Source organism: Micromonospora maris AB-18-032 (assembly GCF_000204155.1).
Classification (GTDB): Bacteria; Actinomycetota; Actinomycetes; order Mycobacteriales; family Micromonosporaceae; genus Micromonospora; species Micromonospora gifhornensis.
Genome location: NC_015434.1, coordinates 4933194 through 4947950, shown reverse-complemented (window position 1 = coordinate 4947950; position 14757 = coordinate 4933194). Strand labels below are relative to the sequence as shown.

The window sequence follows — 14757 nt, the reverse complement described above, 5'->3', positions numbered from 1 at the left end:
CTGCGCCTACGTTGCCCGAAAGAGGATCAGTGGTTGACATAACTGTAACCCTCTAGTAGAGGGTGAGGGTTTACCCCCTCGACCTCGCTGGTGACAGTCGCGTCGACCATGGGTCTGGCCGCGCCGTAACCGGTCGGGGAGTAGCCAATCTCGAAGGGAAGGACCGGAGATGACACCTCCGCACAACTACCTGGCGGTCATCAAGGTCGTCGGCATCGGGGGCGGCGGCGTCAACGCCGTCAACCGGATGATCGAGGTTGGGCTCAAGGGCGTCGAGTTCATCGCGATCAACACGGACGCGCAGGCGCTGCTGATGAGCGATGCCGACGTCAAGCTCGATGTCGGCCGTGAACTGACCCGGGGGTTGGGCGCGGGCGCCAACCCGGACGTCGGCAAGAACGCCGCCGAGGACCACCGCGACGAGATCGAGGAGGTGCTCAAGGGCGCCGACATGGTCTTCGTGACCTGCGGCGAGGGTGGTGGCACCGGCACCGGCGGCGCGCCAGTGGTGGCCAACATCGCCCGTAAGCTGGGCGCGCTGACCATCGGCGTGGTGACCCGTCCGTTCTCCTTCGAGGGCAAGCGGCGGCAGGTGCAGGCCGAGGCGGGCATCGACGAGCTGCGTAACCAGTGCGACACGCTGATCGTCATCCCGAACGACCGGCTGCTGGCGCTCGGGGATCGCAACATCAGCATGATGGACGCCTTCCGTACCGCCGACCAGGTCCTGCTCTCCGGTGTCCAGGGCATCACCGACCTGATCACCACCCCGGGTCTGATCAACCTGGACTTCGCCGACGTCAAGAGCGTGATGAGCGGCGCGGGCAGCGCGTTGATGGGCATCGGCAGCGCCCGCGGGGAGAACCGGGCCGTCGAGGCGGCCGAGGCGGCCATCTCCAGCCCGCTGCTGGAGCAGAGCATGGACGGTGCCCGTGGGGTGCTGCTCTCCATCGCCGGTGGCTCCGACCTGGGTCTGTTCGAGATCAACGACGCGGCACAGTTGGTCACGGACGCGGCGCACCCGGACGCCAACATCATCTTCGGTGCGGTCATCGACGACGCACTCGGCGACGAGGTGCGGGTGACCGTGATCGCGGCGGGATTCGACGGTGGCACGCCCGCCTACAAGGCGGCCGAGCCGGCCCGCAAGACCAACCAGAACCAGCCCGCGCAGCCGAGCACGCCGGTCGTGCCGTCGCCCGCCACCCCCGTGACGCCGCAGTCGCCACGCCGGGTGCTCTTCGACGACGTCGACGTGCCCGACTTTCTCAAGAACGGCTCCTGAGTACCGACCATGACCGACAGCGCCTCTCTGGTGCGTCCCGACCGGCGTGCCGAACTGGCCGCCGGGCTGGCGCGCGTACGGACCCGGATCGCCGACGCCTGCGTCGCGGTCGGCCGGGACCGGACCGAGGTGACCATGATCGCGGTCACCAAGACCTACCCGGCGGCCGACGTGATCGCGTTGGCCGGGCTCGGGGTGACCGACGTCGGGGAGAACCGCGACCAGGAGGCGGCGCCGAAGGCCGAGCAGGTCGCCCTGGCCGGGGTCGCCCCGCGCTGGCACTTCATCGGCCGGCTGCAACGCAACAAGGTCAAGTCGGTGGTCCGGTACGCCGACGTGGTCCAGTCCGTCGACAGCGTCCGGTTGGCGTCCGCCCTGGACGCGGCCACAACCGGCCGTCGGGACCGGCCGCTGGAAGTGTTCGTGCAGGTCAGCATCGACGGCGACCCGAGCCGGGGCGGGTCGGTGCCGGACTCGGCCGACCCGGACATCGGGCTGGGGCCGGTCACCGCCGCGGTGGCCGCCTCGGCGGGACTGCGACTGGCCGGGTTGATGGCGGTGGCGCCGCTGGGCTGGGAGCCGGAGCGTGCCTTCGCGCGCCTGGCCACCATCGCCGAGACGGTGCGCGCCGAGCATCCGCAGGCCGTCGCGCTGTCGGCCGGCATGAGCGGTGATCTGGAGGCGGCGATCGGCCACGGCGCGACACATGTCCGCGTCGGCAGCGCGTTGCTCGGAATGCGTCCCACGCTGCGGTAGCCTGGCCGCGAGGGAAGCAAATTACATCAGTGTTGTTTGTGGGAGCGGCCTTACCGGCGACCGGGGGGCGTGACGTGCAACGCGAATTGTGCGTCAGGGGATTGCCGTTCCGGTCCGGTGGGCAGGAGTGGTCCACTCGCGACAGGCGACACGTACGGGGGCGTGTGCCGCACGGCGGACGGGAAGGGCGCGGGGATGGGTGCACTGCGCAAGGCGGGGGTCTGGCTCGGACTGGTCGAAGAGGACGACGAGCGGGCCTATGACGACGGTGGCTACGACAAGGGTGGCTACCGCGAGTCGCGCTACCGGCAGAGCCGGTATGCCGAGGAGTTCGCCGACGAGGTGGACGACGAGGTGGACGAGCCGCCCGCGCCTCGTCCGCGCCTCGGCGACCGGGGGCGGCTCGGCGAGCGCTCCGGCGGTCGGCTGAGCGAGTCCGAGCGGCTGGACTCCGAGCGCCCGGAGCGGGTCGAGCGGTCCAGCGTACGTTCGATCACCCGGTCGACGGGGGAGCAGTCCGGCGCTCTGACCTACCACACCCGGGACAACCTGGCGTTGGCGCCGCAGGCGCAGCCCCGCGAGCGGGCGGTGGTCCAGGAGGAGGAGCAGCGTTACCAGATCACCACGCTGCACCCCACCACCTACCGCGAGGCCCGCACCATCGGCGAGCACTTCCGGGACGGCGTTCCCGTGATCATCAACCTCACCGAGATGGATGAGGCGGATGCCCGCCGACTGGTTGACTTCGCCGCCGGGCTGGCGTTCGGGCTGCGCGGTACGATCGAGCGCGTGACCAACCGGGTGTTCCTGCTCTCGCCGGCCAATGTCCAGGTCACCGCGGAGGACAAGGCCAAGATCGCCGAGGGCGGGTTCTTCAGCCTGAGTTGACCCGCCCGACCCGAGGGACGTCGCCTGCCGTGTTGTCGATCTTGCTCCAGGTGCTCTACCTGATCACTTATCTCTTCCTGATCATTCTCCTTGCCCGGTTCGTCCTGAGCGCGGTCCTGCAGTACGGGCGGCGCTGGCAGCCTGGTCGCGGAGCATCGGCCGGACTGGAATCCGTGTGGAGCGTCACTGATCCCCCGCTCTGGGCGTTGAGGCGTGTGATCCCTCCGCTGCGAATTGGTACCGTGAGCATCGACCTGGCCTCCCTTGTGCTCCTGGTTATCCTGTTCGTGCTGATGAGGTTTGTGTTAGAGCCGGCGATCTTCAGGACCGCCTGATGACCGACGCGCTATCGCGGCCGCAACTGACCCGAGGAGTTTCGATGCCGCTGACCCCGGCCGACGTCCACAACGTCGCCTTCAAGAAGCCGCCGATCGGTAAGCGGGGCTACGACGAGGAGGAGGTCGACGCCTTCCTGGACGAGGTCGAGCGCGAACTCGCCCGTCTGATCGAGGAGAACAACGAACTGCGCGCCCAGGTGGAGCGCGGGGGACGGGGCGGTGCCCCCGCCGGTCCCGGCGGTGACGCCCGTCTGGCGGCCGAGCTCAACGACGTCAAGGCCCAGCTCGACCGGGTGCAGCGTGACAAGGCCGCCGCCGAGCAGGCCGCTCGCGCGATGCAGGCCGAGCTGGAGCAGGTGCGCGCCGCGACCGGTGGCGCCGTGCCGGGCGGTGACGGCGAGCAGCAGGCGCTGCGGGTGCTGATGATGGCCCAGCGGACCGCCGACGACCACGTCTCCGACGCGCGCCGCGAGGCCGACCAGCTGCTCTCCGAGGCCCGTTCCAAGGCCGAGGAGGTCACCCGCGAGGCCCGCGCCAAGGCCGACGCGCTGGAGCGGGACGCCCGGCAGCGGCACCAGGAAGCCATGGGTGGCCTCGACGCCAAGCGCACCGCGCTGCAGAAGCACATCGAGGAGCTCAAGCAGTTCGAGCGCGAGTACCGTACCCGTCTCAAGGCCTACCTGGAGAGCCAGCTGCGCGACCTCGACGGTCGTGGCCAGGGCCTGGAGGCGGAGATGACCCGTGGGGAAGGCACCCGCGCGGCCGGCAACGGCCTGGCCGCCGCAGGTCTCGCCGGCTCCTACGGCGGGGGTCGCTCCGGGGCACTCGAGGCCGGTCGCTGAACCGGGCGGCGGCCGTCACGGCGGTCGCTCGCCCTGCCTCATCGTCTACGACGCGACGGGGGTGAGCCGTGATAGTCATCAGTCTCGCGCTCATCCTCGTCGCGGTGGCGCTCCTGGTGCTCGGGCTGGCCAGCGGATCCAGCCTGTTGCTTGTCGTCTCGATCGGGGCCAGCCTGCTGGCTGCGGTGGCGCTGGTCGCCGGCGCCCGCCAGGCGGCTGCCGCCCGGTCCACGACCCAGCGGGATACCGCTGGTGGCCGATCGGTCACCATCCCGGCGCAGCATGTCCCACCGACCACGAACGACGGCGCATCCGGGTGGCGGCAACCACCCGGCCCGCCGGCGGGGGCGGCGCCGGGGACCAACGCCGGCACGGCGGAGGCGTACGACGACGAACCCCCCGCGCAGGAGGTCACCCCGGAGCAGGCCGTCCTGGTGTCCCGGCTGTCCGACGAGGTCCGGGTGGTCGACGGTCGGCCCCGCTATCACCTGGACGAGTGTGCGCACCTGGTCGGGCGGGACCACGAGCCGCTGCCGGTTGCCGAGGCGGTCGAGTTGGGCTTCACCCCGTGCGCGACCTGCGCGCCCGACACCACGTTGTTGTCGCAGTCCGGTCGGCGCTGACCTGATCAGATGGCCGACGACACGCTCACTGTCGCCGTCCGGGTGAAGCCGGGGGCGTCCCGTGCCCGGGTGGGCGGCCGGTACGACGGCCCGCACGGCCCAGCCCTGGTCATCGCGGTCAACGCCCCCGCCGTCGACGGCCGGGCCACCGAGGCCGCCCGCCGCGCCCTGGCCGAGGCGCTCGGCGTCCGCCCCGCCACAGTCTCCCTCCGCACGGGTGCCAGCAGCCGCGACAAACTCTTCCAAATCACCCCCGCTTCCCCCACCCTCACCGCCCACCTGACCCACCTCCTCACCACCCCCTGACCCGCCCCCGCCGAGCCCACCCCAGGTTGATCAAGAAGTCTGCGTCTCGGATCCGGCCGAGGATGACGCAACTTCTTTGATCAACCTGCGGGACGGTGGGGGGTAGGGGGTAGGGGTCTGTTACGGTCGTTCCGGTTTGGGGTGAATCGGGGTGGGACGGGCGTTTCGGTGCGGCACGTTGTCGGACGCCTTTACGTTCCGTATCCTTGCGAACCTCCGGAGTGCGCGGCCACAGGGCCGCGCGCCCGTTTTGTACCTGGGGTGACCGATGCTGGTGGCCCCGGTCCAGGCACCGCGGACGTCCGCGGTTCCGTGGCATAGGGAGTGATGATGGCCAAACCAGCCGACACCAGGACCGCTGGGCGCAAGCCCGCGATGAAGTCCACCCGCAGTGCCGCGGAGACCGACAAGATCCGTGCCGCCCTGGCAGCACGGCATGACGAGTTGCGCGCCGAGTACGATCAGACGCTGAGCGAGATCACCGAGCTGCAGCGCGAGCGCCTCACCGACTCGGCCGGGGACGACCAGGCCGACACCGGCACGAAGACGTTCGAACGGGAGCAGGAGATCTCTCTCGCCAACAGCATCTTGGAACGGATCACGCAGGTCGAGCGGGCTCTGGAGCGCCTCGACGAAGGTGGTTACGGCTGGTGCGAGCGGTGCGGCAACCCCATCCCGGTGGAGCGGCTGGCCGCCTTCCCGTCGGCCACCCTCTGTGTGACCTGCAAACAGCTGGCGGAGCGACGCTGACGGCGGGCTCCCCGGCGCTGGTGCACGGCGGTGCCACGGCACCGCCGTGATACGTCGATGGGGAGCAGATGAGCGCAGTACCGCCCGCTGAATCCGGCACCGCCGAGCCGGGCACCGCCACGAGATCGCGGCGTACACCCGTCACGATCCTGCTCGGCCTCGCGGCGTTCGCGGTGGTGGTCGACGTGCTCACCAAGCACCTGGCGTTGGTCGAACTGAGCGACCGTGAGCCGGTACGGCTGCTGGGCGGGGCCGTCTACCTCTCCCTGACCCGCAACAGCGGGGCCGCGTGGAGCCTCGGCAAGGACTACACCTGGATCTTCCCGTTGATCGCGATCGGCGTGCTGGCCTGGATCGCCTGGATGGGACGGACCCTGCGGTCGGTGCCCTGGGCGATCTCGCTGGGCCTGGTGGTCGGCGGCGTCACCGGCAACCTGATCGACCGGATCTTCCGGGCGCCGGGCTGGTTCGTCGGCCACGTGGTCGACATGATCAGCGTGTTCGACCCGTACGGTCAGGTGTTTCCGATCTTCAACATCGCGGACAGCGCCCTGGTCTGCGGCGTGATCCTGGCGATCGGCCTGGAGTTCACCGGCCGTCAGCGCGACGGCACCCGGCTGGTCGGCGACGACCGCAAGGGCACCGGGCGTGCTGCGGAGACCACGGCGGAGAACGCGGACGACGAGCGGCGGGAGCGGGCATGACGGGCACCTTCGCCGCCGGCGGCGACCACCGCAGCCTGCCGGTCCCCGACGGCCTCGACGGCATGCGGCTGGACCAGGCGGTCGCCCGGCTGTTCGGGCTGTCCCGGACGGCCGCCGCCGCCCTCGTCGACGCCGGTGAGGCGCTCGTCGACGGCGCGGTGCGGCCCAACTCGCACAAGGTCCGGGCGGGTGCCTGGCTGGAGGTGACGCTGCCCGCGCCGGCCGCCGCGCCGGTGGTGGTGCCCCAGGCGGTACCGGGACTGCGGGTGGTCTACGCCGACGACGACATCGTGGTGGTCGACAAGCCGGTCGGGGTGGCCGCCCATCCCAGCCCCGGCTGGACCGGCCCGACGGTGATCGGCGGGCTGGCTGCGATCGGTCACACCATCGCCACCAGCGGTGCCGCCGAGCGTCAGGGCGTGGTGCACCGGCTCGACGTCGGCACCACCGGGGTCATGGTGGTGGCCAAGAGCGAGCAGGCGTACAGCGCGCTCAAGCGGGCCTTCAAGTACCGCGAGGTGGAGAAGCGCTACCACGCGGTGGTGCAGGGGCACCTCGATCCGCTGCGCGGCACCATCGACGCCCCGATCGACAGGCACCCGCACCACGACTACCGCTGGGCGGTGGTCTCCGACGGTAAGCCGAGCATCACCCACTACGACACGCTTGAGGCGTTCCCGTCGGCGAGTCTGGTCGACGTCCGGCTGGAAACCGGTCGTACGCACCAGATCCGGGTGCACTTCTCCACCCTGCGCCACCCCTGTGTGGGTGACCTGACGTACGGCGCCGACCCGACTCTTTCCGCCCGGCTCAAGCTGGATCGGCAGTGGTTGCACGCCAGAGAGTTGAGTTTCGAGCACCCCCGTACGGGGGACGAGGTCCGCTTCGTCAGCGACTACCCTGACGATCTGGGACGCGCGCTGGAGATTCTCCGCGACTGACGCGCCCCGCCCGTCCCGACCGAACGACGAGGGGGCCCGCCCGTGCGCGCCGGCGATCTGCTGCGGCAGCTGGACCAGCGACTGCTGCCCCGCCTCGCCACCGTGTTGACCCGGCTCGACCAGAAGACGGCCCGGGCCTCGCTGCTCAGCTGGGTGGCGGTGCTGTCCTGCGCCGCCGTGCTGTTCACCGCGGTGTTCGCCACCGGCGGCCCACCGTTGCCCGACCGTACGGTCGGCGAGGTGACCCGGGTGGGGATCGCCGACGGTGACTCGATTCCCAGCTACGAGCGCACCGCCGCGGCGGACCTGGCCGGCCTGGCGCGCAGCGCGTCGCTGGCCGAGGGCACCTACGCCCTGGTCTCGCTCTCGGAGTACGTCACCCCGCAGTCGCTCGCGGCCGTGGTCGGAGACGTCGGAGTGTCCTTCGTGTTCGGGCGGGTGCCGCTGCCGGACCGGCAGACCGAGATCGTGCGCATTCCGGCCCAGCGGCTGCCCGACGACGTCACGGCCGGCATGGCGGACCTGGCCGCCCGCAAGGCGCGCGAGGCCGCCGACTACCGGTCCCGGGCCGCCGCGCTGGTCGGCGGCGACCCGCAGGAGCGCGAGCTGCGCCAGCTGTACGTCAGTGGGGCGCGCCTGGCGGAGCGGGAGGCCGCCGCCTACCGGACGGGCTGCGCCTGCGTCTACGCCGTGGTGGTCCGGGCCGAACCGGCGGTGCTGCGTGGTGTGGCGGCCCGTCCCGGGGTGCGGGTGGTCGATCCGGCGCCGGAGGTCCGGCGACTGGAACGAACCGTGTTCACGCCGCCCCTGCCGGAACAGCGCGACGTGGCCCGCCCGCCGATCGACCGGGATCTGCTGCCCAGCCCGTCGCCCAGTGCGAAGTCCCCGGTGCCGTCGCCGGAGGCGCCCGAGAATCGTGTGCCGCAGACGCCGGAAGTGACGGATTCGTCACCAGCGCCGGTTCCTTCCCGACCGGCCCCGACATCCGCCGCCCCGTCGGCGGCTCCCACCTCGACAGATTCGCTGCAGGACGGCGACGTGGACGCTCAGCTGGAGGGTGGTGCGGAGCTGACATCGTGACGGTCGCAGACACATCGGTGGGTGTCCCGGTGTGGCTTCCAAACGGTTTCGTTCGTAGCCTGTCAGACGGAGACCGAGGCGCTGGGGAGGCGAGCCGTGGACGGCAGCGAGACCGGTTGGGGACGGCCCGCTGAGCCGGCACCGCGGTGGCGGGCCCTGCTCGACCGAGCCCGCCTCGGCGGTCGCGGCGCTGAGCAGGCATCGACCGAGCGGCAGGCCGACGAGCCGCCACCGCCGACCGAGCCGCTACCGCGCCGCACGTCGGGCTCCGGCTACTCGGGGCGCGCCACGGCCGCAGGTCCGCCGATGGATCGGGCGTACGGTGCCGAACCGGGCTATCGCGCCGAGGCGAGCTACCGGCTCGACGCCGCCCGCCCGGCACCACAGACGTACCGCGGTCAACCCGGATACCAGCCGGAGCAGCCGGCCTATCCCCAGGTGCCGGAGCCACGTCGACCGGAGCCGGTGGAGTCGCGGTACACCCTGCTGGACAACGGTTACCGGCATGCCGCCCCGCCGATCGACTCCCGCTACGCCCTGCTGGACAACGGCTACCAGCCGCCCGCCCCGGCACCCCCGCCGCCGCTGCTGCCCGGTCCACCCGCGCATCCAGGGCCTGCTGCGCCGCAAGGGCCTCCAGCGCCCCCGGCAGCGGTCGCGTCGGCCACGGTGGCCGGGCGCCCCGGGCGGATCGAGTGGCGGGCGCAGAGCGTCGAGAACGAGTGGGATCGCGCCGCCGCCGTGCTGCGCAAGGACCTGGGCACGCCGCGGGTGATCGCCTTCGCCAATCCCAAGGGCGGCGTGCACAAGACCACCGCCACCGTGCTGGGCGCGGCAACCATCGGCAGCGTACGCGGACGCGGCGTGCTGGCCTGGGACGACAACGAGTTGCGCGGCACCCTCGGGCTGCGCGCCGGCAGCGCCCGCCACGCCCGGACCATCCGGCATCTGGTCTCCGACCTCGTGCAGATCGAGATCCGGGAGGGCAACGACCTGCTGGAGGCCCTCGACGACTACCTGCGGCACGCCTCCGACGGGTCGTACGACGTGCTCGCCGGTGAGGAGAGCCCGCGGTTCGCCCAGCGACTGGACCAGTTCACCGTCAAGCGGGTGCTGGAGCTGCTCCGGCGCACCCACGACGTGATCTGCGTGGACACCGGCAACAACGTGGAGAGCCCGAACTGGCGTACGGTGATGCACGCCGCCGACCAGCTGGTGGTCACCACGGTGCCACGGGAGGACGCCGCGTTCAGCGCGGACTGGATGCTCGATCTGCTGCACTCCGAGGGCATGGGTGAGCTGGCCGACAACGCGGTCACCCTGATCTCCTGCCCCACGCCGGGGCGGCTGCCGTTGCAGAACGACCTGGAGAAGCACTTCGCCACCCGGACCCGTGCGGTGGCCGTGGTGCCCTACGACCCGGCCCTGGAGACCGGCTCCTCGATCGAGTATCACCAGCTCCAGGCCGAGACCCGACAGGCGTGGATGCGGGCCGCAGCGGTGATGCTGGAGCCGTTCGCCCGTTGAGGCGACCACACCGTGTACACCTCGCGTCGGAAACTGCGAGGATCATCGGGTGAGCCCGGAGATCCCCGCCGTCGAACCGCCCGCAGCTGCCTGGCCGACCGACCCGCAGGCCCGCGTCGACCCACCCCGCCGGAATCTGGCGGTCGGCGGGGCGGTCGTGCTCTGCCTGACCCTGCTCGGTGTGCCGTTGGGGCTGCTGTGGGCGGCGATCTCCCCGGCCACCCCGGTGATCAAGACCGCTGACGGCGCGGTCTACGGCCAGCCTCAGCCGGAGCAGCCGGTCGCCGCTGACGGCTGGTTCAGCCTGCTCGGCCTGGCCTTCGGGGTGCTCGCCGGGCTCGCCGTGTGGTTCGTGCTGCGCCGTCGCCGGGGCCCGGTCGGGCTGTTCGCGGTGGTGGTCGGCGCGTTGGCCGCCGCGGTGGTCGCCTGGCAGGTCGGTCGCCGGGTCGGGCTGAGCACGTACGAGCGTCTGCTGGACACCGCGCCGGCGGGCACCGCCTTCACCAAGCCTGCCGACCTGCGGGCCGGTGGGATCGAGCTGTTCCTCGGCGTGCTGCCGGTGCCGCACGGCAACCTGCTCCTGCCCGCGTTCGGCGCCGCGGTGACGTACACCCTGCTGGCTGGTTGGTCGCGGTGGCCCTCGCTGCGCCCCGAGCCGGAGCCCGACGTGGCCCTGCTGTACCCGGCGGCCGGCTACCCGCCGGGCGTACCCGGACCGGCACCCTGGCCGGCCGTGCCGGGCGCGGGTGGTGGCTACCCGCCCGCCGGACCCGGCGTCGGACCGGCCGGCCCGTTCCCGGGGGCGGTCGGGCCGAACGGGTTCGGTCCGGAGTCGGCCGCGCCGGGCGGGGTCAGTTCGGGCCAGGCGGGGGCGTGGCCAGCTCCGCCAGCGGCACCGGAACCGCCCGCACCTGGCGCAGCAGAGCCGCCTCGCGGTTGAGCAGGGTCAGCTCGGCGCGCAGCCGGGCCGCCGTGTCGTCGATCGCGAGCAGCCGCTGCCGGTCCGCCACGCTCAGCGCCGCGGTCGCGGCCACCAGGTGGGAGAGCACGGTCGGATCCTCCGGCAGCTGTTCGGTCAGCTGACCGGCCTCGGGACGCATCAGGCCGAGGTACTGCCGGAAGACGGCGATCACCCGCGCCGCCAACAGGTTGGCCGACTCGTCCGGACCGGTCGGCTCGGGCAGCCAGCTCACCTCGGCGGTCAGGTACGGCGCGGCCTGCCGGTCGAGCTGTTCTACCCGGAACCGGCGTCGCCCCACGGTGACGATGTCGAAGCCACCGTCGGCCAACTCGGTGACCTGCCGCAGCTCGGCGGTGCAGCCCACCTCGTGCAGCGTCACCTCCCCGTTGCCCGCGACGACCCGGCCGGGGGCGGGCGCCACCTCCCAGCCGCTGCGGATGGCCACCACCCCGAACTCGCGTGGCGCCCCCTCGGGCAGCTGCATCAGGTGCCGGACCAGGGCGCGGTAGCGCTCCTCGAAGATGTGCAGTGGCAGCACCAGCCCGGGAAAGAGCACCGTGGCGAGCGGGAACACCGGCAGCCGTGCGGTCACGGAATCGAGGGTAGCCGCACCGGCCGCGTGACGAGTGTCCCGGCTCACCGTCCCGGCGTACGGGCGGCGCGGGTCGCTTCCGCACAGGGCCGCCTAGACTCGCAGGGGTGTTGAACCGTATCGACCTGCGCGGCGGTGTGTCCGACCCGCGTGACCTGCTGCCTCGTGCCCAGCTCGACGTCTCGGTGGCCGTCGAGCAGATCCGTCCGCTCGTGACGGCGGTCCGTGAGCATGGTTACTCGGCGGTCCGCGAGGCCAGCGAGCGGTTCGACGGGGTGGCGCCGGAGGTGCTGCGGGTGCCCGTCGAGGCCATCGCGGCGGCGGAGAGCACGCTCGACCCACAGGTGCGGGCCGCGTTGCTGGAGGCGATCGCCCGGGTCCGCAAGGTGCACGCCGATCAGCGTCGCGTCGATCACACCACCACGGTGGTGCCGGGCGGCACGGTCACCGAACGCTGGGTCCCGGTCGACCGGGTCGGTCTCTACGTCCCCGGTGGCCTGGCGATGTATCCGTCGACCGTGGTGATGAACGTGGTGCCCGCCCAGGAAGCCGGGGTCCGGTCGCTGGTGGTGGCGAGCCCGCCGCAGAAGGACAACGACGGGCTGCCCGATGCGCGGGTGCTGGCCGCCTGCGCCCTGCTCGGCGTCGACGAGGTCTACGCCGTCGGCGGCGCCCAGGCGGTGGCCATGCTGGCGTACGGCTGTGCGGTCGACGCCGCCGGCAGCGCGCACTGCGCACCCGTCGACATGATCACCGGACCGGGCAACATCTGGGTCACCGCCGCCAAGCGGCTACTGCGCGGCGTGGTGGGCATCGACGCCGAGGCGGGCCCCACCGAGATCGCGATCCTGGCCGACGACAGCGCCGACCCGGTGCACGTCGCCGCCGACCTGATCAGCCAGGCCGAGCACGACCCACTGGCGGCCAGCGTGCTGGTCACGCCGTCGGTGGCGCTGGCCGACGCGGTGGACCGGGAACTGGTCCGGCAGGTGTCGGCCACCAAGCACGCCGAGCGGGTCGACACCGCGCTGCGCGGACCGCAGAGCGGCATCGTGCTGGTCGACGACCTGGCGGCCGGGCTACGGGTGGTCGACGCGTACGCGGCGGAGCACCTGGAGATCCAGACGGTCGACGCGCGGCAGTGGGCGATGCGGGTACGCAACGCCGGGGCGATCTTCGTGGGCGCGTACTCGCCGGTGTCGCTTGGTGACTACTGCGCCGGCTCCAACCACGTGCTGCCCACCGGCGGTTGTGCCCGCCACTCGTCCGGGTTGTCGGTGCAGTCCTTCCTACGCGGCATCCACCTGGTGGAGTACACCGAGGCGGCGCTGCGGGAGGTCGCACCGCACGTGGTCACCCTGGCCACCGTCGAGGATCTGCCGGCGCACGGCCAAGCGGTCAGCCTCCGCTTCCCGGAGATGTCATGACCCGGCTGGAGGACCTGCCGATCCGGGACGACCTGCGCGGCCGGTCGCCGTACGGCGCTCCGCAGTTGGACGTGCCGGTGCGGCTGAACACCAACGAGAACTCCTACCCGGTGCCCGACGAGGTGGTCGAGGCGATCGGCAAGGCGGTCGCGGCCGAGTTGCGGGACCTCAACCGGTATCCGGATCGCGACGCGCTGGCGTTGCGCGCCGACCTGGCCGCCTACCTCGGTCACGGGCTCACCGCCGAGGGGGTGTGGGCGGCCAACGGCTCCAACGAGATCCAGCAGCAGCTGCTCCAGGCGTTCGGTGGCCCGGGGCGGGTCGCGCTGGGCTTCGTTCCGGCGTACTCGATGCATCCGTTGCTGGCGCTGGGCACCGGCACCCGCTGGGTGCCGGCCCACCGGGGCGTCGACTTCGGTCTGACCGTCGGCGAGGCGGTGGCCCAGGTCCGCGAACACCGCCCGGACGTGGTCTTCCTCTGCTCGCCGAACAACCCCACCGGTACCGCGCTCGACCCGGCGGTGATCTCCGCCGTGCTGGACGTCGCACCGGGGATGGTGGTGGTCGACGAGGCGTACGCCGAGTTCGCCCGCCCGGGGACGGTCAGCGCGCTGGCGGTGCTGCCCGGTCACCCGCGGCTGGTGGTCACCCGCACGATGAGCAAGGCGTTCGGGTTCGCCGGTGGCCGGCTGGGCTACCTGGCGGCCGATCCTGCGGTGGTGGACGCGGTGCAGCTGGTCCGCCTGCCGTACCACCTCTCCGCGCTCACCCAGGCTGCCGCCCGGGCCGCGCTGGCGCACCGCGACGCCCTGCTCGGCACGGTCGCCGCGATCATGCGGCAGCGCGACCGGATCGTCACCGAGCTGCGTCGTCGTGGTCTGCGGGTGGCCGACAGCGACGCCAACTTCGTGCTGTACGCCGTCGACGGTGACCAGACCCTGGCCTGGCAGGCGATGCTGGATCATGGTGTGCTGGTCCGCGACGTCGGGCTGCCCGGCTGGCTGCGGGTGACCGCGGGCACGCCCGCCGAGACCGACGCCTTCCTGGCAGCCATCGATCAGATCCAGCGCGCGGGCCTGCCAGCCCCGCAGCCGCGACCGAAAGGCACATGATGAGCCGGACCGCCCGGGTGGAGCGGATCACCAAGGAGACCAAGGTCCTGGTCGAGATCGACCTGGACGGCGCCGGAGCGGCGGAGATCAGCACCGGGGTCGGCTTCTACGACCACATGCTGCACCAGATCGCCCGGCACGGCGGCTTCGACCTGACCGTCCAGACCGTGGGTGACCTGGAGATCGACGCGCACCACACGATGGAGGACACCGCGCTGGCGCTCGGCGCCGCGTTCGACCAGGCGCTGGGGGACAAGGCCGGCATCCGCCGGTACGGCTCGGCCACCGTCCCGATGGACGAGGTGCTGGTCCGGGCCGCCGTCGACCTGTCCGGTCGGCCGTACGTGGTGCACGACGAGCCGCTGCTGACCCCGTACATCGGGCCGGTCTACCCGACCAGCATGACCCGGCACATCTGGGAGTCCTTCGGCCAGGCTGCCCGGATCACCCTGCACGTGGACGTGCTGCGGGCGGCCCGTCCGGGCGGTCACCCGGACGCCCACCACGTGGTGGAGGCGCAGTTCAAGGCGGTGTCCCGGGCCCTGCGGGAGGCCACCGCGATCGATCCGCGCTCGGCCGGGGTCATCCCCAGCACGAAGGGTGCGCTGTGATGTCCGCCGGGCGG

At 72.1% G+C, this 14757-nt stretch carries 17 protein-coding genes; 16 read left to right on the top strand and 1 reads right to left on the bottom strand.

What is annotated here, in order from left to right; all coding sequences use genetic code 11:
• The first annotated feature begins 169 nt into the window (after positions 1 to 169).
• From ftsZ to VAB18032_RS33365, 13 genes are all read left to right on the top strand, one after another.
• Entirely contained in the window at positions 170 to 1285 is a 1116-nt protein-coding gene (gene ftsZ, locus VAB18032_RS21765) for a cell division protein FtsZ (RefSeq protein WP_013735081.1), read from the top strand.
• A gap of 9 nt (positions 1286 to 1294) precedes the next feature.
• Entirely contained in the window at positions 1295 to 2041 is a 747-nt protein-coding gene (locus VAB18032_RS21760) for a YggS family pyridoxal phosphate-dependent enzyme (RefSeq protein ID WP_013735080.1), read from the top strand.
• A gap of 195 nt (positions 2042 to 2236) precedes the next feature.
• Complete coding sequence (locus VAB18032_RS21755; RefSeq protein ID WP_013735079.1) at positions 2237 to 2929, top strand: cell division protein SepF; 693 nt, start codon at positions 2237 to 2239, stop codon at positions 2927 to 2929.
• A 29-nt stretch (positions 2930 to 2958) separates the two neighbouring features.
• Positions 2959 to 3264 carry a YggT family protein gene (locus tag VAB18032_RS21750; RefSeq protein ID WP_013735078.1) on the top strand — a complete coding sequence of 102 codons (306 nt, stop codon included), beginning with the start codon at positions 2959 to 2961 and terminating at the stop codon, positions 3262 to 3264.
• 44 nt (positions 3265 to 3308) lie between these two features.
• Positions 3309 to 4109 (top strand): DivIVA domain-containing protein, encoded by an 801-nt coding sequence (locus VAB18032_RS21745; RefSeq protein ID WP_013735077.1) that lies wholly within the window; start codon positions 3309 to 3311, stop codon positions 4107 to 4109.
• A 68-nt stretch (positions 4110 to 4177) separates the two neighbouring features.
• Positions 4178 to 4732, top strand: coding sequence for a hypothetical protein (locus VAB18032_RS21740; protein WP_013735076.1), 555 nt, complete (start codon positions 4178 to 4180; stop codon positions 4730 to 4732).
• Positions 4733 to 4741: 9 nt separating this feature from the next.
• Positions 4742 to 5038: a DUF167 domain-containing protein gene (locus VAB18032_RS21735; RefSeq protein ID WP_013735075.1), complete on the top strand. Its 297-nt coding sequence runs from the start codon at positions 4742 to 4744 to the stop codon at positions 5036 to 5038.
• 330 nt (positions 5039 to 5368) lie between these two features.
• Positions 5369 to 5788 (top strand): TraR/DksA family transcriptional regulator, encoded by a 420-nt coding sequence (locus VAB18032_RS21730; RefSeq protein ID WP_043725316.1) that lies wholly within the window; start codon positions 5369 to 5371, stop codon positions 5786 to 5788.
• A 68-nt stretch (positions 5789 to 5856) separates the two neighbouring features.
• On the top strand, positions 5857 to 6492 hold the full coding sequence (gene lspA / locus VAB18032_RS21725; RefSeq protein ID WP_013735073.1) for a signal peptidase II: 636 nt from the start codon (positions 5857 to 5859) through the stop codon (positions 6490 to 6492).
• On the top strand, positions 6489 to 7433 hold the full coding sequence (locus tag VAB18032_RS21720; RefSeq protein WP_013735072.1) for an RluA family pseudouridine synthase: 945 nt from the start codon (positions 6489 to 6491) through the stop codon (positions 7431 to 7433). The genes lspA and VAB18032_RS21720 overlap by 4 nt, the downstream gene beginning before the upstream one ends.
• 42 nt (positions 7434 to 7475) lie before the next feature.
• On the top strand, positions 7476 to 8513 hold the full coding sequence (locus VAB18032_RS21715) for a hypothetical protein (protein WP_013735071.1): 1038 nt from the start codon (positions 7476 to 7478) through the stop codon (positions 8511 to 8513).
• Between the two features lie 96 nt (positions 8514 to 8609).
• Positions 8610 to 10040 (top strand): MinD/ParA family ATP-binding protein, encoded by a 1431-nt coding sequence (locus tag VAB18032_RS21710; protein WP_013735070.1) that lies wholly within the window; start codon positions 8610 to 8612, stop codon positions 10038 to 10040.
• Positions 10041 to 10089: 49 nt separating this feature from the next.
• Positions 10090 to 10980: a DUF2567 domain-containing protein gene (locus VAB18032_RS33365; protein WP_013735069.1), complete on the top strand. Its 891-nt coding sequence runs from the start codon at positions 10090 to 10092 to the stop codon at positions 10978 to 10980.
• Here VAB18032_RS33365 and VAB18032_RS21700 read toward each other — a convergent pair.
• Positions 10892 to 11593: an LON peptidase substrate-binding domain-containing protein gene (locus tag VAB18032_RS21700; RefSeq protein WP_013735068.1), complete on the bottom strand. Its 702-nt coding sequence runs from the start codon at positions 11591 to 11593 to the stop codon at positions 10892 to 10894. The two genes, VAB18032_RS33365 and VAB18032_RS21700, sit on opposite strands and share 89 nt — an antisense overlap.
• A 107-nt stretch (positions 11594 to 11700) precedes the next feature.
• Between VAB18032_RS21700 and hisD the strand changes: the two genes are divergently transcribed.
• From hisD to hisB, 3 genes are read left to right on the top strand one after another with little or no spacing between them, the layout of a single operon-like run.
• Positions 11701 to 13020 carry a histidinol dehydrogenase gene (gene hisD / locus VAB18032_RS21695; protein WP_013735067.1) on the top strand — a complete coding sequence of 440 codons (1320 nt, stop codon included), beginning with the start codon at positions 11701 to 11703 and terminating at the stop codon, positions 13018 to 13020.
• Complete coding sequence (locus tag VAB18032_RS21690; RefSeq protein ID WP_013735066.1) at positions 13017 to 14132, top strand: histidinol-phosphate transaminase; 1116 nt, start codon at positions 13017 to 13019, stop codon at positions 14130 to 14132. The genes hisD and VAB18032_RS21690 overlap by 4 nt, the downstream gene beginning before the upstream one ends.
• A complete protein-coding gene (gene hisB / locus VAB18032_RS21685; protein WP_013735065.1) occupies positions 14132 to 14743 on the top strand; it encodes an imidazoleglycerol-phosphate dehydratase HisB in 612 nt (203 codons plus the stop codon). Before VAB18032_RS21690 ends, hisB begins: the two co-directional genes overlap by 1 nt.
• Positions 14744 to 14757 lie beyond the last annotated feature (14 nt).